Source organism: Achromobacter sp. 1011811831, assembly GCF_059760905.1.
In genome coordinates this window covers 21,215-41,346 of sequence record NZ_JCBANG010000059.1, presented here as the reverse complement: position 1 = coordinate 41,346, position 20,132 = coordinate 21,215, and the positions used below count along the sequence as shown (strand labels likewise).

The following is a 20,132-nucleotide window of genomic DNA, read 5'->3' as shown; positions in this document are numbered from 1 at the left end:
GCGCGGCAGGGGCGAAACCCGCTGCCGCGCCGCGTTTTCAGCGGTTCAGGGCTTGGCCGCCTGCAACAGCTTGCCGCCGGGCGCGGGGGAATCGCTACCCAGCAGATGGCCGTTGACCTCGATGCCGTAGAGCGAGTCGTCGGAGTCGTGGTACTTGGCACGGGTCGCGGCCACCGACTCGGCGTAGCGCGGATCCTGCGGCCGTTCGTGGGCGTTCATGAAATAGGCCACGTCCCAGGCTTCCTGGTCGCTCAACATGCCGGCCTGTCCCAAGGGCATGTTGGCCTTGATGAAGCCGGCCGCGTTGCCGATCTGGTGCATGCCGGCGCCCCAGTTGAACGAGTCCGCTCCCCACAAGGCGGGGAAGACCCAGTGCTTGCCGTTCTTCTGGCCCTGGCCCTCGGCGCCGTGGCATACGGCGCAGTACTGGGCGTAGACCTTTTCGCCGCGCAGGTAATCGGCCTTCTGCGCCGGCGCGGGCAGCTTGCGGTAGCCCTGACCTTCCAGCGCGACGCCGGTCGGCGCCTTGCTGGCCAGCCAGAACATATAGGTCTGCAAAGCCGTCAGCACGGGATCGTCGGCGGCGGGCGGCTTGCCGTTCATGCTGTAGCGGAAACAGCCCTGCAGGCGCTCGGCCAGCGTATTGACGTGGCCGTTCTTGGCCCGGTACGCGGGATACAGCACATAGGCGGCCCACATGGGCGCCGAGTCCGGGCGGCGGCCCGCGTCCAGGTGGCAGCTGCTGCAATTCAGGTCATTGCCGACGAACTTGCCGGCGGCCTGGGGCGTGTGCAGGAAGATCTGTTCGCCCTGGCGCACGATCTTGCCGAACTCGGTGTCGGGCAAGGAGGCGGCCGACGGCGGCGTGAAGCTGGGGCGCGGCTCGGCGGCCAGCGCGGCGGTGGACATCGACAGGGCGAGGGCGGCGGCGAGCCAGGCGACGGGCGAGCGGGTCAGGCGCGGTTTCATTGCTTGGCTCCCGGAGCGGCGGCTTGCGCGGCGAGTTGCTCGGCGGCCTTGGGCAGGCCGGCGTAGTAGGCCGACACGGCATCGATCTCGGCGTCGGTCAGGCGGGTGGCCACGGCGGGCATCAGGCCCAGCGGGCCGGGCGGGCGCTGGCCCTGGCGCCAGGCGCGCAGCTGGCCGGAGATGTAGGCAGCCGATTGGCCCGCCAGCGCGGGGAAGTTATCGCCGACGCCGATGCCGCCGGGACCATGGCATTGGTTGCAGGCGGGAACATTCTTGTCCCAGGCGCCCCGGGTGGCCAGCCAGGCGCCGGTGTCGGCGGGCGCGGCCCGGCCCATCGCGGTCGCGGCGAGCTTGTCCGTATCCAGCGGCGAGGGCAGGGAGGCGTAGTACGCGGCGACGGCCTGGCGCTGGGCGGGATCGAGCGCCTGGGCCGTGGCTTTCATGATCGGACTGACGCGTCCGCCATCGGCCATGGCATCCAGCTGTTCGGCCAGGTACTTGGCGCCCAGACCCGCCAGTCGCGGGAAGCCGGCGGAGGGATTGCCTTCGCCCTTGGCGCCGTGACAGGTGACACAGGCGGGCGCGCCGTTGGCGCCCTGGGTGCTGATCTGGGCGCCGTCGGGCGCGCCGAGCGTACAGGCCGGCGCGGCAAGCAGGGCGCCCAGTACCAGGGCGCAGGCCCGGCGTCGCGCAACGGTGAGGGACCGTCTAGGCATGGAGCTTCTCCGTTTGATGCTGATTTTTGTAATAAGCAAATTTCCATAAATTATAAAGAAACTTGTGACAGATCATCGCGCAGGCCGGGGCTTGAGTCGTGTCAGGCTGCGCCCGCGCCTTGATCCCAACCCGAAAGACGGTGAAACCGCGCTGGTACGTTCGCTTGCAGCGTGCGCCATGGCCTTGGGGTAGGATTTCGCCCATCGACAAGAAGGAGAATCCGATGCATACGAACGAGATCGACGCGCAGCGCGTGGCCCTGGTGACCGGAGCGGGCACGGGCATAGGCCGGGCGGTGGCGCTGGAGTTCCTGGCCCAGGGTTACCGCGTGGTGCTGGCGGGCCGGCGCCGCGAACTGCTTGAGGAAACGCGCACGGCGGCGGGCGAAGACGGTGTGCGCGCGCTGGTGATGCCGACGGATGTGTCCGACGAGCATGCGGTGCGGGATCTGTTCGACGCGGCGCAGCGTGAGTACGGGCGCCTGGATGTGCTCTTCAACAATGCCGGACGCGGCGCGCCGGCGGTGCCGATCGAGGAATTGTCGGTCGATGTCTGGCGCGATGTGGTGAACACCAACCTGACCGGCATGTTCCTGTGCGCGCAGGCCGCCATCCGGGTCATGAAGTCGCAGACGCCGCGCGGCGGCCGCATCATCAACAACGGCTCGATCTCGGCGCATGCGCCGCGGCCGTTTTCCATCGCCTATACCGCGACCAAGCACGCGGTGACCGGCCTGACCAAGTCGATTTCGCTGGATTGCCGGCCCTACGGCATCGCCTGCGGCCAGATCGACATCGGCAACGCGGCGACCGACATGACCGAGCGCATGGCCGCCGGCATCCTGCAGGCCGACGGCAGCACCAAGGTGGAGCCGCGCATGGACGTGGCGCACGTCGCGCAGGCCGTGGCCGCGATGGCGCGCCTGCCGCTGGATGCCAACGTGCAGTTCATGACCATCATGGCCACCAACATGCCTTTCGTAGGTCGCGGCTAGGGGGGAGGCTCACCCCCCGAAGCGCTGCGCGCTTCCCCCCTCAAGGGGGGGCGCCGCTGCGGACCGGCAAAGCCGGATCCGCGCGGCCCCGCTGGCGTGGCGCCTGCTCTGGCGCCATGAGCAATTCGATTGCCCCAAGCCTACGCGCTTGGGGTGTTTCTTTTAGCGCTCAGCCTGGGCGAGCATCTGGCCGGGAGTCGGTTCCAGATAGCGGCGGGCGCCGACGTAGCGCTTGGTCCAGTAGGGATTCTTCATTTCGTCCACGCGCACCTTGGCGCCGCGGCGCGGGGCGTGCACGAACTTGTTCTGGCCGATATAGATGCCCACGTGCGAGGTGACGCCTCGGCCCCGGGTGGCGAAGAACACCAGGTCGCCGGGACGCAGGTTCTGCTTGTTCTTGATGGCTTCGCCTTCGGTGCGCTGCTGGCGCGCGGTGCGGGGCAGTTCCAGGCCGGCGATCTCGCGGAAGACATGCAGGACCAGGCCGCTGCAGTCGAAGCCCTCGGAGGCGTCGTCGCCGCCCCAGGCATAGGGGGTGCCGATGGCTTCCAGGCCGGCTTGCACGACGCGTTCGCGCAGGGTGGGGACGGTGGGTTCTTGCGCCAGGCGCAGGCCGTTGAGGTTGGCGCGGGCCTGGGTGGCGGTGGACAGCGAGGCCTGGGCGGCGCCCGGGATCCAGGACAGGGTCAGCGCCAGAAGGGGGACGGACAACAGGCGGGCAAGGCGGGGAGGGGCAGTTCGGTCTTTTCGCGTAGGCGGCGTCATTGCGTCACTTCAGGAAATCGGAGCGGGCGGCATGGCTTGGCCAGGGGTTGCGGCACTCTGGCAAGCCGGCGGAAAGGGCGCAGCGCCGGGCGGTCCTCACCGGCGCTGCAGTGCCATTGTAATGGAATAAAGTTTCATTACATTTGTCGTGCAATGCAGCATCCCGGCCGGGCCATTGTTACCTCATTCGCAGAATAAAGAGTAACGGGCCGAGGTCGGCTGCCTGGAATCGGGCGCGATGGGTTCCGTGCGCCCCTTGCGCGCGACAGTCGCCGCGATGACCGTTCATGTACGCGCGGCTCATGCATAATCAATGCATCGGCCCGGTGCCGCGCATGCCGCATGCGGCGGCGCCGCAAGGCCGACATAAAACAGATAAGAAAGCGGAGTAAAAGCGCAATGATGAACGTAGTCCACCCCGAATCCTCCATGAACCGGCCCGACGCCTTGCCTTTCGAACCCTTCCAGGACGCGGTTGCCGCGGTCGACCGGCTCGAAGAGATCTACAGCCGCAATACCGCCTTCCTGCGGGCGGCCTTCCATGAAGTGCTGGAGCACGCCGGCGCCCGGGAAGGCGACAAGTCGCGGGCGCGGGCCTACTACCCGGCCATCCGCATCCGTGTCGAGACCTACGACCCCATCGACACGCGCCTGTCCTATGGCCACGTGGCCGAACCCGGCATCTACCAGACCACGATCACCCAGCCGGCGCTGTTTCGCGACTACCTGATCGAACAGGTCGGACTGCTGCTGCAGAACCACCGCGTGGCGGTCGAGGTGGGCGAGTCGGACTCGCCCATTCCCCTGCATTTCGCCTTCCCGGAAGGCGCCTATGTCGAAGGCGAGCACCTGGAAGCGCTCAAGCGCCCGCTGCGCGACCTGTTCGACGTGCCCGACCTGGCCGTGACCGACGACGCCATCGTCAATGGCTCCTGGCGCGGCAAGGACGGCGAGCCCAAGCCGCTGGCGCCCTTCACCGCGCAGCGCGTGGACTACTCGCTGCACCGGCTGCAGCACTACACGTCGACCGCGCCCACTCATTTCCAGAACTTCGTGCTGTTCACGAACTACCAGTTCTACGTCGACGAGTTCTGCGCCCGCGCCCGCGCCTTGATGGCCAGCGGCAACCAGGATTACGAGATGCTGGTGGAACCCGGCAACCGCATCACCCGGCGCGGCGAAAGCGGCCCGGCCGAGGCGGGCGAGCCGCCGCGGCTGCCGCAGATGCCGGCCTATCACCTGGTGCGCGGCGACCATTCCGGCATCACCCTGGTCAATATCGGCGTGGGCCCGTCCAACGCCAAGACCATCACCGATCACATCGCTGTGCTGCGCCCGCACGCCTGGCTGATGCTGGGCCACTGCGCCGGCCTGCGCGATTCCCAGCGCCTGGGCGACTACGTGCTGGCGCACGGCTATGTGCGCGAGGATCACGTGCTGGACGCCGACCTGCCGACCTGGGTGCCCGTGCCGGCGCTGGCCGAGGTGCAGGTGGCGCTGGAACAGGCGGTCGAAGAGGTGGCCGGCCTGTCGGGCTGGGACCTGAAGCGCATCATGCGCACGGGCACCGTGGCCACCATCGACAACCGCAACTGGGAGCTGCGCGACCACGTCGAGCTGGTCGAACGCTTCGCCCAGTCGCGCGCCATCGCCCTGGACATGGAATCCGCCACCATCGCCGCCAACGGCTTCCGCTTCCGCGTGCCCTACGGCACCTTGCTGTGCGTGTCGGACAAGCCGCTGCACGGCGAACTGAAGCTGCCCGGCATGGCCAGCGCCTTCTATCGCCGCCAGGTCAACCAGCACCTGGAAATCGGCATCCGCGCCCTCGAACGCCTGCGCGGCATGCCGCCCGAACGCCTGCACTCCCGCAAGCTGCGCACCTTCATGGAAACCGCCTTCCAATAGCCGGCACGGCGCGTCCGGGCATATCTTCCCTGTCCCTCGTTGATTCATCAGCAATATGGGGACAGGGAATCGGCTTCCTGCTACAAGTCTGCTATTGCGGCAGCGCCAGCGCAGCGCAGCCGCTACAAGACTACCCTGATCGCATTGCACCACCGCCCCTCCCGGCAGGGCTTCCCCAAGCGGGGCCACGCGGAGCCGGCTTTGCCGGTCCGCAGTGGCGCCCCCTTGAGGGGGGAGCGCGCGAGCGCTCGGGGGTGGGTTTCACCTCACGCGGAGCCGGCTTTGCCGGTCCGCAGTGGCGCCCCCTTGAGGGGGGAGCGCGCAGCGCTCGGGGGTGGGCCCATTTTTTTGCTATGCTCGCGCGTTGCTCGGATACCCGGAGCGCCGGCGGCCTATCCCGCGGCATTTCCCGGGCTTCCCCAGATCCCATAAGGAACGCACTTTGGCACCATCGGAACACGATGAATCCCGCGCCGCCGGCAAGGCCGTGACCGGAGGCGAAAGCCCCTCCGGCCTGCGCCGCGCCCTGTCCGCGCGCCACCTGACGATGATCGCCGTCGGCGGCTCGATCGGCACCGGCCTGTTCGTGGCCTCGGGCGCGACCGTGGCCCAGGCTGGCCCCGGGGGCGCGCTGCTGGGCTACGCGCTGATCGGCATCATGGTCTATTTCCTGATGACCAGCCTGGGCGAGCTGGCCGCGGCCATGCCGGTTTCCGGCTCGTTCTCGACCTATGGCGCGCGCTACGTCGAAGAAGGTTTCGGCTTCGCGCTGGGCTGGAACTATTGGTACAACTGGGCCGTCACGGTGGCAGTGGACCTGGTGGCCGCGCAGCTGGTGATGGCCTACTGGTTCCCCGACGTTCCAGGCGTGTACTGGAGCGCGCTGTTCCTGGCGATCACCTTCGGGCTCAATGCCTTGTCCGCGCGCGGCTTCGGCGAAGCCGAATTCTGGTTCGCGTTGATCAAGGTGGTGGCGGTGCTGGCCTTCGTGGCCATGGGCGTGATGATGCTGCTGGGCATCATCCGTGGCGGCGAGACCGGCGGCCTGGCGAACTGGACCGTGGGCGACGCGCCTTTCGCGGGCGGTTTCGCGGCGTTGATCGGCGTGGCCATGGTGGTGGGCTTTTCCTTCCAGGGCACCGAACTCATCGGCATCGCGGCCGGCGAATCCAAGGATCCCGCGCGCAACCTGCCGCGCGCGGTGCGCCAGGTGTTCTGGCGCATCCTGCTGTTCTACGTGATGGCCATCCTGGTCATCGGCCTGCTGATTCCCTATACCGATCCGCAGCTGCTGCGCACCGAAGTCACCGACGTGAGCGTCAGCCCCTTCGCGCTGATCTTCGAGCGCGCCGGCCTGCTGGCGGCCGCCTCGGTCATGAACGCGGTGGTGCTGACCTCGGTGCTGTCGGCCGGCAACTCCGGCATGTACGCCGCCACCCGCATGCTGTACAGCCTGGCGCGCGACGGCAAGGCGCCCGCGGTGTTCGGCCGCGTGACCGGCAACGGCGTGCCGTTGTGGGCGCTGGTGGCCACGACCGTGGTCGCGGCGCTGTGCTTCTTCAGCTTCATCTTCAGCCCCAAGGCCGTCTACGTCTGGCTGCTGAACACCTCGGGCATGACGGGCTTCATCGCCTGGCTGGGCATCGCCATCAGCCATTACCGCTTCCGCCGCGGCTATGTGGTGCAGGGCCGCAACCTGGCGGATCTGCCCTATGTATCGCCGTTCTTCCCGTTCGGCCCGATCTTCGCCTTCGCTTTGTGCCTGATCATCACGCTGGGGCAGAACTACCAGGCCTTCCTGCAGGACCGCATCGACTGGGGCGGGGTAGTGGCCACGTACGTGGGCATCCCGCTGTTCCTGCTGATCTGGCTGGGCTATCGCCTGGTGCGCGGTTCGCGCTTCGTCAGCTATCGCGACATGCGCTTCCCGGATGCGCGGGCGCGCAGCGATTACCTGGACACGGCGCTGCGCGGCGGCGCGGTGACGGAAACGCGCTGATCGGCACGCACCGGCGCCTTCCCCGGGGAAGGCGCCGGCATCACGGCAAGCTCTCAGCCCGCCACGTAGGCGGTCTTGACCGTGGTGTAGAACTCGATCGCGTGGCTGCCTTGCTCGCGCGAACCCAGGCTGGATCCCTTCCGGCCGCCGAAGGGCACGTGGTAGTCCACGCCGGCGGTCGGCACGTTCACCATCACCATGCCGGCCTGCGCATGCCGCTTGAAGTGCTGGACATGCTTCAGGGACGTCGAGCAGATGCCGCTGGCCAGGCCGAATTCCGTGTCGTTGGCAAGGGCCAGCGCGTGCTCGTAGTCCCGGGCCGGCATGACCGCCGCGACCGGCCCGAAGATTTCCTCGCGGCAGATGCGCATGGCGTTGTCGCAGTCCGCGAAGATGGCGGGCGCCATGTAGTGGCCCGGTGTGCCGAGTCGCAGTTCGTCGCCGCCGCACAGCAGCCGCGCGCCTTCCTGCCTGCCGATGTCCACGTAGCGCAGGTTCTGTTCCAGTTGGTCGCGGCTGGCGACGGGGCCGATGTCGGTTCCAGCCTCCAGCGCGTGGCCGATCCTGAGCGAGGCCGCACGATCCTGCATTTTCCGCAGGAAGCGCGCATAGACGCCTTGCTCGACGATGATCCGGCTCGAGGCCGTGCAGCGCTGCCCCGTGGAATAGAACGCGCTTTGCACCGCGCACTCGACGGCCACGTCCAGGTCGGCGTCGTCCAGCACCACCATCGGATTCTTGCCGCCCATTTCCAGCTGCGCCTTGGCCATGCGTTGCGCGGCGGCCAGCGCCACGCGCCGGCCCGTGGCGACCGAACCGGTGAACGAAATGGCGTCGATGCGGCGGTCGTCCAGCAAGGCCTGACCCACCTGCGAGCCGCGACCCATCACCAGGTTGAAGACGCCCGCAGGCAGGCCGGCGCGGCTGATGATCTCGGCCAGCGCCCAGGCGCAGCCCGGCACCAGTTCGGCGGGCTTGAACACGACCGTGTTGCCATAGGCCAGAGCGGGCGCGATTTTCCAGGCGGGAATGGCGATCGGGAAGTTCCAGGGCGCGATGATGCCGACCGTGCCTACGGGTTCGCGCGTCACGTCGATTTCTATGCCCGGCCTGACCGAGGCCAGCTTGTCGCCGCGCTGGCGCAGGGCTTCGCCGGCGTAGAACTTGAAGATGTTGCCGGCGCGCGTGACTTCGCCGATGCCTTCGGGCAGCGTCTTGCCTTCTTCCCGCGACAGCAACCGGCCCAGCTCTTCGCGGCGCGCGAGGATTTCGGCGCCGATGCGGTCCAGGGCATCCGCGCGGGCCTGCGGGGTGCTGAGACCCCATGCCGCCTTGGCTTCGTGCGCGGCGGCGATCGCGGCATCCGCCATGCCGGCGTCGGCCTGGGCGTAATCGTCGATCGTGTCGCGCGTGTCGGAAGGATTGATGTTGGCGACGCAGGCGGCGCTGTCCAGCCACTGGCCGGCGATGTAGTTCGGTTTCATGGGATCAATGTGGGTAGAGTGAGATGGAGTTGTGGACAGAGCAGGGCGGCAGTCTTCCTGGGCCGCGCTTCAGGCATCGAGCAGCGATAGCTCCAGGCGCTTGATGCGTTGGGCGACGCCGCGGGCGAACTCCAGCGTCACCTTGGATAGCGGCCGCTGGCTCGGCACCACGATGCCGACGGTCAGGGCGTTGATATTGGGCTCCTCGATGGGACGCCATACCACTTCGCCGCTGGAGATTTCCTCCAGGAACGCCAGCTTCGAGAAAAAGGAAATGCCGCGCCCGGTGACGATCAGGCGCTTGAGCAGCAGGGTGGAGTTGCAGGTCACGCTGGGGGTCAGCAGATCCCAGAATTCGGAGAACTTCGGCGACACGCCGCCTTGCATGGGAAAGCGCCCCTCCAGCCGCAGGAAGGCATGACTGCGGCAGTCGGCAAAACTCACGACGTCCTTCCTGGCCAGCGGATGCGAGGATGCCATCACCACGCCGGGAGGCAGCGCGACCTGTGTCATCACGTCCAGCCCGGCCGGCAGCTTGGAAATGAAGGTGATGCCCACGTCGTACTCGCCGCTGAGCACCTTGGACGCCACATCCCAGGGCGTGACGGCGGTGATGGCATACGTCACGGCGGGGTATTGTCCCGAGAACTCCTCCACGGCAGCGGGCAGCAGGTCGACGAACAGCGAATCCATCGCGGCGACAGAGACATGGCCCGTGCGTTCGTCCTTCAGCTCGTCCAGCTCGCCGCGCATCAGGTGGAAATCGTTGAGGGTCGCGCGGATGTGCTGCAGCATGCGCTCGCCGGCCGCGTTCAGGCGTATGCCGTTGGGCAGGCGGTCGAACAGATCGGTGCCCATCTCGGCTTCCAGCTTGAGGATCTGCCGGTTCACCGCGCTGGAGGCGACATAGAGGTTCTGCGCGGCCTTGCGGATCGATCCGCAACGGGCGACTTCGACAAAGTACTTCAGGACGCTGGCGTGCATGGAGAGTCTTCTGGTTGCAATCCCGGGATTCTGCCCGCGATCCCGGGCGCGCCGGCACTAGCATTGGCCCTAGTGTGCCGTCCCGCGGATACGCCCGCACGACACTACGGGACAGCACACTAGCTACCCGCGCGCGCCGGATAGGCCGCGACCATCGGATGGTCGCAGGCCGAGGGCTGCACGCCGTCCGCGCCGCCAGGCGAGCCCAGGCCGCTGACGTCCGGCCCGAAGAACTCCCGGTTGATCGCCGCGAACACGGCTTCGTGAGGCGGCAGCTCCTGGGCGTCGTGGATCGCTTCGGTCGGACAGACGGACACGCAGATGCCGCAGCTGATGCACTCGTCCGGATGGATGTACAGCGTGCGGCCGCCTTCGTAGATGCAGTCGACGGGGCAGCATTTGACGCAGGCGCGGTCCTTGACGTCGATGCAGCCGGAAGCGATCACGTAGGTCATTATCTACCCCGCCATTGTGGTTTGCGCTTCTGCTGGAACGCGAGCACGCCTTCGTGCGCGTCCTCGGATTGCAGGGCCGCGACCAGCGCCGGCAGGCGCAGCGCCTGGGCGTCGGCGGGCGACAGGGTGCCGGTCCTGCGCACCACCTGCTTGATGGCCTGCTGCGACAGCGGGGCGCAGGCCAGCAGGGCGTCGACCCACCGCTGCACCGCCTCGTCCAGGCCGGCGCGGGGCACCACTTCGTTGATCAGGCCGAGCTCGGCCGCCTCGCGCGCGGGGATTCGGCGACCCGTCAGCAGCATCGCCATCGCCTTGCGGTAGGGAATCTGCCGCTGCAGCAGCGTCATGCCGCCGTCCAGCGGCATGCGGCCCACCAGCGCCTCCGGCAGGCCGAAGCTGGCCTCCTCGCAGGCCACCACGATGTCGCAGCCCAGCACCATCTCGAAACCACCGCCCAGCGCGAAACCGTTGACGCGGGCCACGACCGGCACGTTCAGGGTCTCGCGCAGCGCAATGCCGCCGAAGCCGCCGGGCCGCGCCGCGCCCCAGTATTCCAGCCCGGTGGTGGTGGGGTTCTTCAGGTCCGCGCCCACGCAGAAGGCGCGCTCGCCTTCGCCGGTGAGCACGACCACGCGGACGTCGTCGCGGCCCTCGATCTCGGTCCAGATGCGTTGCAGCGCGGCCTCGGTGGCGAGGTCGACGGCGTTGAGCACGTCGGGCCGCGCCAGCGTCACCGTGGCGACATGGTTCTCGATTCGCAGATGCACGCTCATGGCGCCTCCTTGGGGGTATCCGCAGCTTGCGCCAGCTCGCGCAGCACGTCCTCGTTGTGCTGGCCGAGCCTGGGCGGCGCGCGGCGCAGGCTGACCTGCGCGCTGGACATCGTGATCGGGCTGTTGATGAAGCGCACGCGCTGGCCCTCGCCGTCGCCCTCGATCAGCATCTGGTTGTGCAGCGTCTGCGGGTCGACCAGCGCTTCGCGCAGATCCCGCACCGGCGAGCACAGGATGTCGACCGCCTCCAGCCGCGCCAGCCAGTGTTCGCGGGTATTGCCGGCGTAGCGCTCGCGGAAGATGGCCTGCAGCGCTGCCTTGTTCTTGAACTGCTGCGTCAGGTCGCAATAGCGCGGATCGGCGGACAGGTCGTCGATTTCCAGCGCCGCGCAGATGTCGCGCAGCGGATTGGGCTTGAAGGCGCCCACCATCACCAGCGGCCCTGTGCGGGTGTCGTACACGCCACACAGGGGCATGGCCGCCCAGTTGACCTCGGAATCGGCCATCAGGATCATGGCGGCTTCCTGCATCTGCATCGCCAGCATGGAGTTGTACAGGGACACGCTGATCTTCTGGCCCTGGCCGGTACGCGCGCGGTGCAGCAACGCCAGCAGGATGCCTTGCACCATGTGCATGCCGGCCGAATAGTCCGCCAGCGCCGTCGGGTAGACCGACACAGGCACCGATGCGTCCGAGCGCCGCGCCATCACGCCGGATATCGCCTGGGCCAGCACGTCCTGGCCGCCCTTGAATGCGTAGGGGCCGGTTTCGCCATAGCCGGTGCCGACCGCGTAGATGACGCGCGGGTTGAGCGCCTTGCAGTCGTCGTAGCCCAGGCCCATGCGCTCCATGACGCCGGCGCGGAAGTTGTTGACGACGACGTCGGCGCCGGCGATCAGCGCCTTCACCTGGGCCATGTGCGCCGGATCGCGCAGATCCAGCGCCACGCTGCGCTTGTTCCGGTTCAGGCTGCAGAAGATCGGGTTGTCGGCGCCGGCCACGGGTTCGAAGGTGGAGCGGCTGAGATCGCCCGCGCCCTTGCGCTCGATCTTGATGACGTCGGCACCGTAGTCGCCCAGCGTCTGCGTGCAGACCGGCCCCATCATTACCTGGGTGAAATCGATCACGCGCACGCCGCTCAGCGGCAGGTCTTGTTGCATATCGCGGTTCTCCATGATGCTCATGCGGTTTCGGCCTGGCGTACGTAGGCGGCCAGGGCCGGGACGTCGGCGTTGCGGCCGGTCTGGTCGCCTGGGTCGGCGCCCTGGGCGCGCAGCGTTTTCTGCAAGGCGCGCACGTCGACATCGCGCGCGGCAACACCCGCGCTCAGCGCCAGCGCGGCGGCCGTGCCGGCGGCTTCGCCCATCGCCATGCACGGCGGGATCTCGCGGGATATCTTCTGGGCCTGCGAGGTCGCCGAATAGTGCCGGCCGGCCACCAGCAGGTTGTCGATCCGCTTGGGCAGCAGGGCGCGGAACGGGTAGTAGTAGTCGCGGCCGCGCGCGATGCTGTCGTCGAAGCGCACGCGCTGCACCACGTCTTCCTTGGTCATCACATACTCGCCGTCCAGCAGGCGGGTTTGGCGCACGCCGGTCTGCGGGGCCACGTCGACGACGAAGCAATGCTCGAAGCCGGGCAGCTTGCCGCGCACGAAGTCGACCAGCGCGTGGATGTGCTGGCGGCCCACGATTTCCGCGCGCGTCAGGTCTTCGACCTTGAGTCCGTCGATGCCGGCCATGTGCGGGCAGTTGCACCAGACCACGCCGGGCAGGGGCGTCTTCATCCACCAGATGCCCCACGAGCCGCCCAGCACGCGCTTGATCTGGCGGTCGAGCTCGGCATAGGCCTCGGGCTCCTCGCGCTCGTAACGCTCGGCCGCCTCGGTGTCCACGCCGCCCAGGCGGAACACGGTGGTGGTGATGTAGCTGTCGCTGATGTGCGGCGCGCCGGCCGAAGCGGCGACGTCCAGGTCGCCAGTGGCGTCAATGACCATGTCCGCCAGGATCGCCTCGCTGCCGTTCTTGGTTTCGCAGATGACGCCCTTGATCCGGTCGCCGTCGACCAGGGCCTGCGAGAACCAGGAATGCAGGCGCAACTGCACGCCGGCCTGTTGCACCATTTCGAGCGCCACGCGCTTGTAGGCGTCCGGGTCGAAGGCGGCGGCGAAGCAGATGGGGTGGGGCGTCTTCTGGCTATGGAAATCAAAGGTGCCCCAGCGGCCCCAGCGCCGGTACGCAGCGGGATCCTCGCCCCATTCGTCCGAGCGGGGGAAACGCGCCAGCCCCATCGCCGCCATGCGCTCGATCATGTCCAGGCAGTTGCCGCGCACCGAGATCTCGCGCAGATGGCTGTCCCACATGTCGTCCAGCACCAGCACCATGCCGCCGGAAGCCAGGCCGCCCAGATGGTTGTAGCGCTCCAGCAGGATGGTCCGGGCGCCGTTGCGCGCCGCCGCCAGGGCGGCGGACAGTCCGGCGGGGCCGCCGCCCACCACCACCACGTCCGCCTGCGCCGCGACTCGTGCGTCGCGGGCGGGCCGTTCAAGCCAATCGCCGATCTTTGTCATGTCTATTCTCCAGGCTGTGTTCCGAAAAAGTGTGCCGATCGCTGGGCGTGCGCGCGCCATCGAGGCGTGCGCTTGGGCTGCGGCGATCCCCGCCGGGCAGGGATGCCAGCGTTCCGGGGACCGCGTCCAGCGGGTTCTTGGGTGTTGGGCCGTTGCGCTACGTGCCGCTCAATGCGACTGCTCGGGCTTCCATTTGATGAGCCAGCGCTCCACCAGGGTGATGATCAGGAAGAAGCTGCCGGACAAGGCCGCGCACAGGACGATCGCGGCATACAGCAGGGCCGAATCGAAGGCGTAGGTGGCCTGGATGATCATGGCGCCCACGCCTGCCGTGGCTCCGATCCATTCGCCGACCACCGCGCCGATCACCGACATGGAGGCGGCGATGCGCAGCGCCGAGAAGAGATAGGGCAGCGAGTTGTACAGGCGCAGCTTGAAGAAGATCTCGCGCTTGCTGGCCGACAGCACGCGCATCAGCTCCAGCGACTGGGGGTTGACGTCTTCCAGCCCTCGCACCATGTTCACTAGCGTGGGGAAGAAGCACACCATGGCGGCGATCGTGATCTTGGGCTCGATGCCGTTGCCCATGATCAGCACCAGGATCGGCGCCTTGGCGACGATCGGGATCGAATTGATCATGCCGGCGACCGGATAGAAGATCTCCCGCAACGTCTTGCTGTGCACGAACACCGTCGCCAGCAGCGCCGCCAGCAGGTTGCCGAGCAGGAACCCGCCGGTGGCCTCGACCGCGGTCGGTATGAGGTTCTGCAGCAGGATGTCGCGCTTGTCGTACAGCGTTTGCAGCACCAGGCGCGGCGTGGGCGCGATGAAGGGCTTGACGTCGAAGATCGCCACCACCGCCCACCAGGCGGCCACGATGCCGACGATGCCCAGCGCCGGCAGCGAGCGTGAACGCCAGAGGCTGCGGCGACGGCTGGCCCGGTAGGCGTCCGCCTCGGCGTCGATGCCGGGCTTGGCCAGATTCAGTTTCATTTCGGACGCGCTCATGAGCAGGTCTCCAGAACGCGCCGCAGATGCGCGGACAGTTGAACGAATTCCGCCGTGTCGCGGGTGGCCAGCGTGCGTTGCTCCGGCAGCATCACCGGCACGATCTCCTTGACCCGGCCGGGATTGGCGGCAAGCAGCAGCACGCGCTGGCCCAGGAAGGCCGCTTCGTGGATGCTGTGCGTGACGAACAGGATCGTCAGCCCCATCTCGCGCCAGACGCGGCGCAGTTCCTCGTTGAGGCGGTCGCGCGTGATCTCATCCAGCGCGCCGAACGGTTCGTCCATCAGCAGCACGCGCGGATCGCTCACCAGCGCGCGGGCAATCGCCACGCGCTGGCGCATGCCGCCGGACATTTCATGGGGGTATGCGTCCTCGCGGCCCTTCAGGCCCACCAGTTCCAGCAGTTCGCGCGGCGTCGCCTTGCCGGCGCGCGAGCGGCCATTGGCAACCTCCAGCGGCAGCTCGACGTTCTGCAGCGCGGTGCGCCAGGGCAGCAGGGCGGCGTCCTGGAACACGAAGCCGATGTCGCGCCGGGCGCGGGCGGCGGAAGGAGCGTCGTTGAGCACCTTGATCTCGCCGCGGCTGGGTTGCACCAGGTCAGCCACCACGCGCAGGAACGTGGACTTGCCACAGCCGGAGGGGCCGAGCAGGGTCAGGAACTCGCCCGCCGGGACATCCAGGCTCAGGCCCTCGATCGCGGTCGTGCTGCGCCGGTCGCTGAAGAACCGGACATTGATGTCGCGGCAGCTGATCGACAGCTCAGGGCGTGCGCCGGCGGCGCCCGTCCTGGCGGATGGGGATTGAATCGCTTGTTGCATCGTTTACCCCGCCAGTCGCGCGGATTGGGTGGCCTGCAGGATGTCGAGCGTCATGATGTCCTCGACCTTGGGCGTGCGGGCGCGGAACTGCCCGAGCTGGGCATAGGCGGAGATCTGCTCCTGCCATACCGCCGGATCCATGTTGCCCCAGCCCTTGGCCTTGGTCTCGTCGTTGAAGACGTACTCCATGAACACGTCGATCGCGACGCGCTCGTCGGCCTGGTTCAGGCTGGGAAACTCCTTGACCAGCAGTTCCACCGCCTGGTCGCGATTGCGGTTGGCGTGGTGCCAGCCGCTGGCGGTCGCGCGCAGGAAGCGTTGCAGCAGGTCCGGATGATCGCGCAACGTGTCGGTGTGCGCGTAATAGGGCAGGGCATACAGGCGCACGCCGGAGTCCCACAGGCTCATGTCGACGCGCTCGGCGCCCAGCGCCTTGAGCGCCGAGACGTTGGTCTGCCAGCCGGCCACGGCGTCCACGCGGCCGCTGAGCAGGGGCATCATGTCGGAGCCGATCGGCACGATGCTGACCTGGCTCTCGGGGATCTGGTGCCGGGCCAGCATGGCCTTGAGCAGCACCATGCCGGTCGCGTGTATGCCGATGCGCTTGCCGATCATGTCCTGAGGCTTGCGGATCGGGTTCTTGCCCAGCGAAAAGAAGGCGTAGGGATGGCGCTGCACGCCGACGGCGAAGCACTTGATCGGCAGGCCCTCGGACACCGCCAGCATGACCGACGGGCTGGACGAGACCTGTCCGGTCTGGCCACGGCCCGATGCCACGATGGCCACGCCATCGATGTTGGGCCCGCCGGGTTCGATCTTGAGATCGATGCCTTCCCTTTCATAGAAGCCCAGCCGCTTGGCGACCACTTCGCCCACTTGTCCGCCGCCGGGAACCCAGCCCAGCTGCATGCTGATCGCCGAGCGCTGGGCGGCGGCCGCACGTACCGATAGCAGGGCGCCCAGTCCTCCCATCACGAGCGAGGCCTGCATCAGGCGCCGCCGCTTGGGGTCGTTCAAATCCAGATTTTTCATTGCCCTTGTCTCCTTGGTTTTATATGCCCGCCGCAGGCCTTGCGGGGGTGCCGGCTGTGCCGGTCGATGCGTTGTGGAATGCATTCTGGCCTTCGGGCAGTGCGCTGACAAGAACCGTTTTTCGAGCGATACCGATGCCGAAATTAGAGCGCTCGGTAATGCTCAGGCGCGCGTCGCGCGGCATGCGCCAGATCGCCGGGTGCGCGAAATATTCGAGTGGCCGTGGCAAAAATCTATGCTTCCTGCGGCGACTTTCCTGAGCCGACAATCCACGCAAATCTCACCAACAAGAGATGCCAGGAGGAGACCCCCACATGTTTTTCGCTGTCATGAAACCTAGCGTCATCGCGGCCGCGGCCGCATCGCTGGCATGCGCCTCGGCGCATGCAGAGAACACCAATGTCACGCTGTACGGCCTGCTGTCCACCGGCGTCGCCTACACCAACAACCAGGGCGGCAATTCCAGCGTGAAGGCGGTCAACGGCCCCATGCAGACGCCACGCTGGGGATTGCGCGGCGTGGAAGACCTGGGCGATGGGCTGTCGACGGTCTTCGTGATGGAAAGCGGTTTTTCCATGACCAACGGCACCGCTTCGCAGAATGGCCGGATGTTCGGACGCCAGGTCTATGTCGGCCTGCAATCGAACGACTACGGCACTATCACGCTGGGACGCCAGTACGACCTGGCCAATGCCGTGCTGTGGCCCTATGAGTCCGCCACGCAGTTCGCGGCCTATGGCACGCATATCGGCGACAGCGACAACGTGTTCAACACCTTCCGCGTCAACAATACGGTGATCTACAAAAGCCCCGTGTACGACGGGTTGCAGGTCTCGGGCATGTACAGCCTGGGCGGTCAGACGCAGTCGCAGTCGAACAACGCCTACGCGCTGGGCCTGAACTACCAGCGCGGCGGGCTGTCGCTGGGCACGATGTATGAAGTGGTGAACACACCCAACAGTCCCACCAACCAGGACGGGGCGGTGGTAGCGGACTATGGCTTCAGCTCGCCCTTCGTCAAGAGCCCTGGCGGCGCGGGCGTGGACCGTCAGCGGATCTTCGGCGCGGGCGGCGCGTACAAGTTCGGCGCGCTGGGCGTGTCGCTGCTCTACACGCATGTGCGCTTCGACTACCTGGACCGGACCCGGCTGGGGCTGAACAACGCCGAAGTGTCGGCCACGTACAACCTGTCGCCGCGCCTGCTGCTCGGGGCTGCCTATATCTACACCTGGGGCGCGTACAAGCCGTCGGAAACCCGTCCGAAATGGCACCAGATCAATATCGGCGCGGACTATTTCCTGAGCAAGCGGACGGACCTGTATGTGACGGGCATCTATCAGCGCGCGGCCGGTGACGCGCAGTTCGCGCAGATCTATACGCTGTTGCCCTCATCGGGCAGGAGCCAGGTCTCGACGGTGGTGGGCATGCGGCACAGGTTCTGAGCGCGCCGGTTTCCGGTCCGGGAGGGCATGCTTGATAGCAGGCAATTTCCTTGCCGGACCGGATTTGGCCTGGTTAATCATATTGATGCGCGTGAATATAGTATTTGATGCGCCTAGATATTATGATTCTAACGGCGGTTATGTTTTATTATCAGAATAATCAATAATGATTTTAGATTCATTTTCCTGATGCATGGACCTAGCATAGGATCAGGCCGCTGGTGATATGCCGGCGTCTGTGCTGCCATTATCAATTTCAAGGAAAATGCAATGTCCTCCATACCCGCGCGTACCCTCAGAACGCCCCTGAGGATGAACAAGGATGTCACGGCGCTTATCCCGGACTTTCCCTTTGAATATGGAAAATTCCTGGGCCAGTCGGGCAGGAATGCCTTGTGCCGTGTTTCCAATATCCATTATGGCAAGCAGGTCCTGGTCGTGGGCGCCGGGGTGTCCGGAATGGTGTGCGCCTATGAGCTGATGCGCATGGGCCTGCATCCCGTGGTGCTCGAGGCTTCCGATCGCATTGGCGGCCGTTTGTACTCGAAGAAGCTGGGGAGCCCAGGCGATGGGGTTATCTGCGAACTTGGAGGCATGCGATTCCCGGTATCGGCCAAGGCGCTCTTTCATTATTTTGAAAAGGTGGGCGTGAAAGCCAATATGGGGGTTTTTCCAAACCCAGGGACGGAGGCCGCCGTCAGCACCGTTGTCGACTACCTGGGCGAGCCGCCCGTCTATTACGAGGCCACGGGCAACGATTTCCCCAAGCCGCCGGAATACACGCAGATAGAAGATGAATTCTTCACGACGTTCCTCGGCGGCGAGCCCTTCCATTTCGCCGAAATGGAAGCGGCCATGACGGAAGGCTCCATCGATCTCGTCAAGATAAAAACGCTCTGGAACAAGATCGTCGACGATAACGGCGCAACCTGGGACGACAAGAGTTTCCTTCGCGCCCTGCAGGAACTGTCGGGCTGGGACGAGGCGCAGATCAATCTGTTCGGCCAGATCGGCTTTGGAACGGGTGGGTGGAATACTGATTTCCCCAACTCGATCCTGGAATTGCTGCGCGTCATCTATGGCGGCCTGGACGCCGATCACAGGCTGGCCTATGACGGGGCCTCCAGCATGCCCGAGCGCTTGTGGTCCATGCCCGCGAGCACGCTGGGCGACGACGTGGCGCACTGGCCCGCGGGCACCAGCGTGGAAACGCTGACCCGGCAGGCGATGCCCGATCCGTTCTGCAAGGAAGTCCGGCATATCGCGCCCAAGCCGGGCGGCGGCTTCACGGTGAAGTTCATCGACACGCGTACCCAGGAGGCGTTCAGCCGGGAATTCGACTGCGTGGTCTATACGCCCCATGTGCGCGTGCTCGACAAGCTGCGCTATGCCGATGGCGCCGCGAGCCTGGAGCAGATGAATCCGCTGCTGCCCGAGGGGACATGGGAAGCGGTGATGAACACGCACTACATGCAGTCGACCAAGATCTTCGCGTCGACGACGGCGCCGTTCTGGGAGGAACGCGATCCCGTCGACGGCAAGCGGAAAATGAGCGTCACCCTGTCTGACCGGCTGACCCGGGGCACCTACCTGGTGGACTATGGCCCCAGCCTGGGCGCCTATCGCGGCAGCGGGATGTTTCTTTCGTATACGTGGAATGACGACGCGCTCAAATTCCAGGGGCATCTTCCCGCCCCGGAAGCGCTGTGCACCAACCTGCTGGAATCCATCTATCCGAAGGCCGACATCAGCGGCTTTTATACAGGCTCGGACACCTTCGCGAAAATGAGCTGGGAAAATGAACCCCATTATCTTGGGGCATTCAAGATGAACCTGCCTGGGCAGTATGAATATCAGCGGAGGATATTCTCCCAATTCATGCAGGGCGTTGAAGACAATGCGCCCTATGGATTCATCCTGGCGGGCGACGATGTGTCGTGGACGGGAGGGTGGGCCGAAGGGGCCGTCACCACCGCGATCAACGCGGTCCACAAGGCCGCCGTCCTGTTCGGCGGCGGCAGCCAGACCGGCAATCCCGGCCCGATCGATGCCTGGGATGACCTCAAGCCCATAGAGCGGTCTTGATCCGTTGTGTGCGTTGATCCCTGAGGCTGTTCACGGCCTCAGGGATATCGTTCGGGATGGTTTTCTTCTGGCCTTGTGCACTGGGGCGTGCTGCCTCGGTGCATTTTTTTGCCGTGTGCATGCGTCGCTGCTC

The 20,132-nt window shown here is 66.4% G+C and carries 17 protein-coding genes; 5 read left to right on the top strand and 12 right to left on the bottom strand.

Annotated elements, in window-relative coordinates; translation table 11 throughout:
• Positions 1–45 precede the first annotated feature (45 nt).
• Together AC6LJ9_RS20485 and AC6LJ9_RS20480 are read right to left on the bottom strand one after the other, a co-directional pair.
• Entirely contained in the window at positions 46–969 is a 924-nt protein-coding gene (locus AC6LJ9_RS20485) for a c-type cytochrome (protein WP_498149007.1), read from the bottom strand.
• Entirely contained in the window at positions 966–1,685 is a 720-nt protein-coding gene (locus tag AC6LJ9_RS20480; RefSeq protein ID WP_498149006.1) for a c-type cytochrome, read from the bottom strand. The genes AC6LJ9_RS20485 and AC6LJ9_RS20480 overlap by 4 nt, the downstream gene beginning before the upstream one ends.
• A 224-nt stretch (positions 1,686–1,909) precedes the next feature.
• Between AC6LJ9_RS20480 and AC6LJ9_RS20475 the strand changes: the two genes are divergently transcribed.
• Entirely contained in the window at positions 1,910–2,680 is a 771-nt protein-coding gene (locus AC6LJ9_RS20475; protein ID WP_103274536.1) for an SDR family oxidoreductase, read from the top strand.
• Between the two features lie 162 nt (positions 2,681–2,842).
• Here AC6LJ9_RS20475 and AC6LJ9_RS20470 read toward each other — a convergent pair whose 3' ends face one another.
• A complete protein-coding gene (locus AC6LJ9_RS20470; protein ID WP_498149005.1) occupies positions 2,843–3,445 on the bottom strand; it encodes a C40 family peptidase in 603 nt (200 codons plus the stop codon).
• Positions 3,446–3,844: 399 nt separating this feature from the next.
• On the opposite strand from AC6LJ9_RS20470, the gene AC6LJ9_RS20465 reads away from it, so the two are divergent.
• Both AC6LJ9_RS20465 and AC6LJ9_RS20460 read left to right on the top strand, forming a co-directional pair.
• Positions 3,845–5,353: an AMP nucleosidase gene (locus AC6LJ9_RS20465; RefSeq protein WP_498149004.1), complete on the top strand. Its 1,509-nt coding sequence runs from the start codon at positions 3,845–3,847 to the stop codon at positions 5,351–5,353.
• Positions 5,354–5,840: 487 nt separating this feature from the next.
• Positions 5,841–7,352, top strand: coding sequence for an amino acid permease (locus AC6LJ9_RS20460; protein ID WP_498149009.1), 1,512 nt, complete (start codon positions 5,841–5,843; stop codon positions 7,350–7,352).
• A gap of 53 nt (positions 7,353–7,405) precedes the next feature.
• On the opposite strand, the gene AC6LJ9_RS20455 is transcribed toward AC6LJ9_RS20460, so the two are convergent.
• From AC6LJ9_RS20455 to AC6LJ9_RS20415, 9 genes are all read right to left on the bottom strand, one after another.
• Complete coding sequence (locus AC6LJ9_RS20455) at positions 7,406–8,836, bottom strand: aldehyde dehydrogenase family protein (protein WP_498149003.1); 1,431 nt, start codon at positions 8,834–8,836, stop codon at positions 7,406–7,408.
• A gap of 69 nt (positions 8,837–8,905) precedes the next feature.
• On the bottom strand, positions 8,906–9,820 hold the full coding sequence (locus AC6LJ9_RS20450; protein WP_103274532.1) for a LysR family transcriptional regulator: 915 nt from the start codon (positions 9,818–9,820) through the stop codon (positions 8,906–8,908).
• Positions 9,821–9,939: 119 nt separating this feature from the next.
• Positions 9,940–10,275: a ferredoxin gene (fdxA, locus tag AC6LJ9_RS20445; protein ID WP_212323071.1), complete on the bottom strand. Its 336-nt coding sequence runs from the start codon at positions 10,273–10,275 to the stop codon at positions 9,940–9,942.
• Complete coding sequence (locus AC6LJ9_RS20440) at positions 10,275–11,048, bottom strand: enoyl-CoA hydratase-related protein (RefSeq protein WP_498149002.1); 774 nt, start codon at positions 11,046–11,048, stop codon at positions 10,275–10,277. The genes fdxA and AC6LJ9_RS20440 overlap by 1 nt, the downstream gene beginning before the upstream one ends.
• The gene (locus AC6LJ9_RS20435) at positions 11,045–12,232 is read right to left on the bottom strand and encodes a CaiB/BaiF CoA transferase family protein (protein WP_498149001.1); all 1,188 of its coding nucleotides are present in this window, start codon (positions 12,230–12,232) and stop codon (positions 11,045–11,047) included. The genes AC6LJ9_RS20440 and AC6LJ9_RS20435 overlap by 4 nt, the downstream gene beginning before the upstream one ends.
• On the bottom strand, positions 12,229–13,614 hold the full coding sequence (locus tag AC6LJ9_RS20430) for an FAD-dependent oxidoreductase (protein ID WP_212315003.1): 1,386 nt from the start codon (positions 13,612–13,614) through the stop codon (positions 12,229–12,231). The genes AC6LJ9_RS20435 and AC6LJ9_RS20430 overlap by 4 nt, the downstream gene beginning before the upstream one ends.
• 168 nt (positions 13,615–13,782) lie before the next feature.
• Positions 13,783–14,622 carry an ABC transporter permease gene (locus AC6LJ9_RS20425; RefSeq protein ID WP_498149000.1) on the bottom strand — a complete coding sequence of 280 codons (840 nt, stop codon included), beginning with the start codon at positions 14,620–14,622 and terminating at the stop codon, positions 13,783–13,785.
• A complete protein-coding gene (locus AC6LJ9_RS20420; RefSeq protein ID WP_498148999.1) occupies positions 14,619–15,440 on the bottom strand; it encodes an ABC transporter ATP-binding protein in 822 nt (273 codons plus the stop codon). Before AC6LJ9_RS20420 ends, AC6LJ9_RS20425 begins: the two co-directional genes overlap by 4 nt.
• A 3-nt stretch (positions 15,441–15,443) precedes the next feature.
• Entirely contained in the window at positions 15,444–16,472 is a 1,029-nt protein-coding gene (locus tag AC6LJ9_RS20415; RefSeq protein ID WP_498148998.1) for an ABC transporter substrate-binding protein, read from the bottom strand.
• 314 nt (positions 16,473–16,786) lie between these two features.
• Between AC6LJ9_RS20415 and AC6LJ9_RS20410 the strand changes: the two genes are divergently transcribed.
• Entirely contained in the window at positions 16,787–17,914 is a 1,128-nt protein-coding gene (locus tag AC6LJ9_RS20410; RefSeq protein WP_498148997.1) for a porin, read from the top strand.
• A gap of 270 nt (positions 17,915–18,184) precedes the next feature.
• The gene (locus tag AC6LJ9_RS20405; protein WP_498148996.1) at positions 18,185–19,999 is read left to right on the top strand and encodes a flavin monoamine oxidase family protein; all 1,815 of its coding nucleotides are present in this window, start codon (positions 18,185–18,187) and stop codon (positions 19,997–19,999) included.
• Positions 20,000–20,132: the final 133 nt, after the last annotated feature.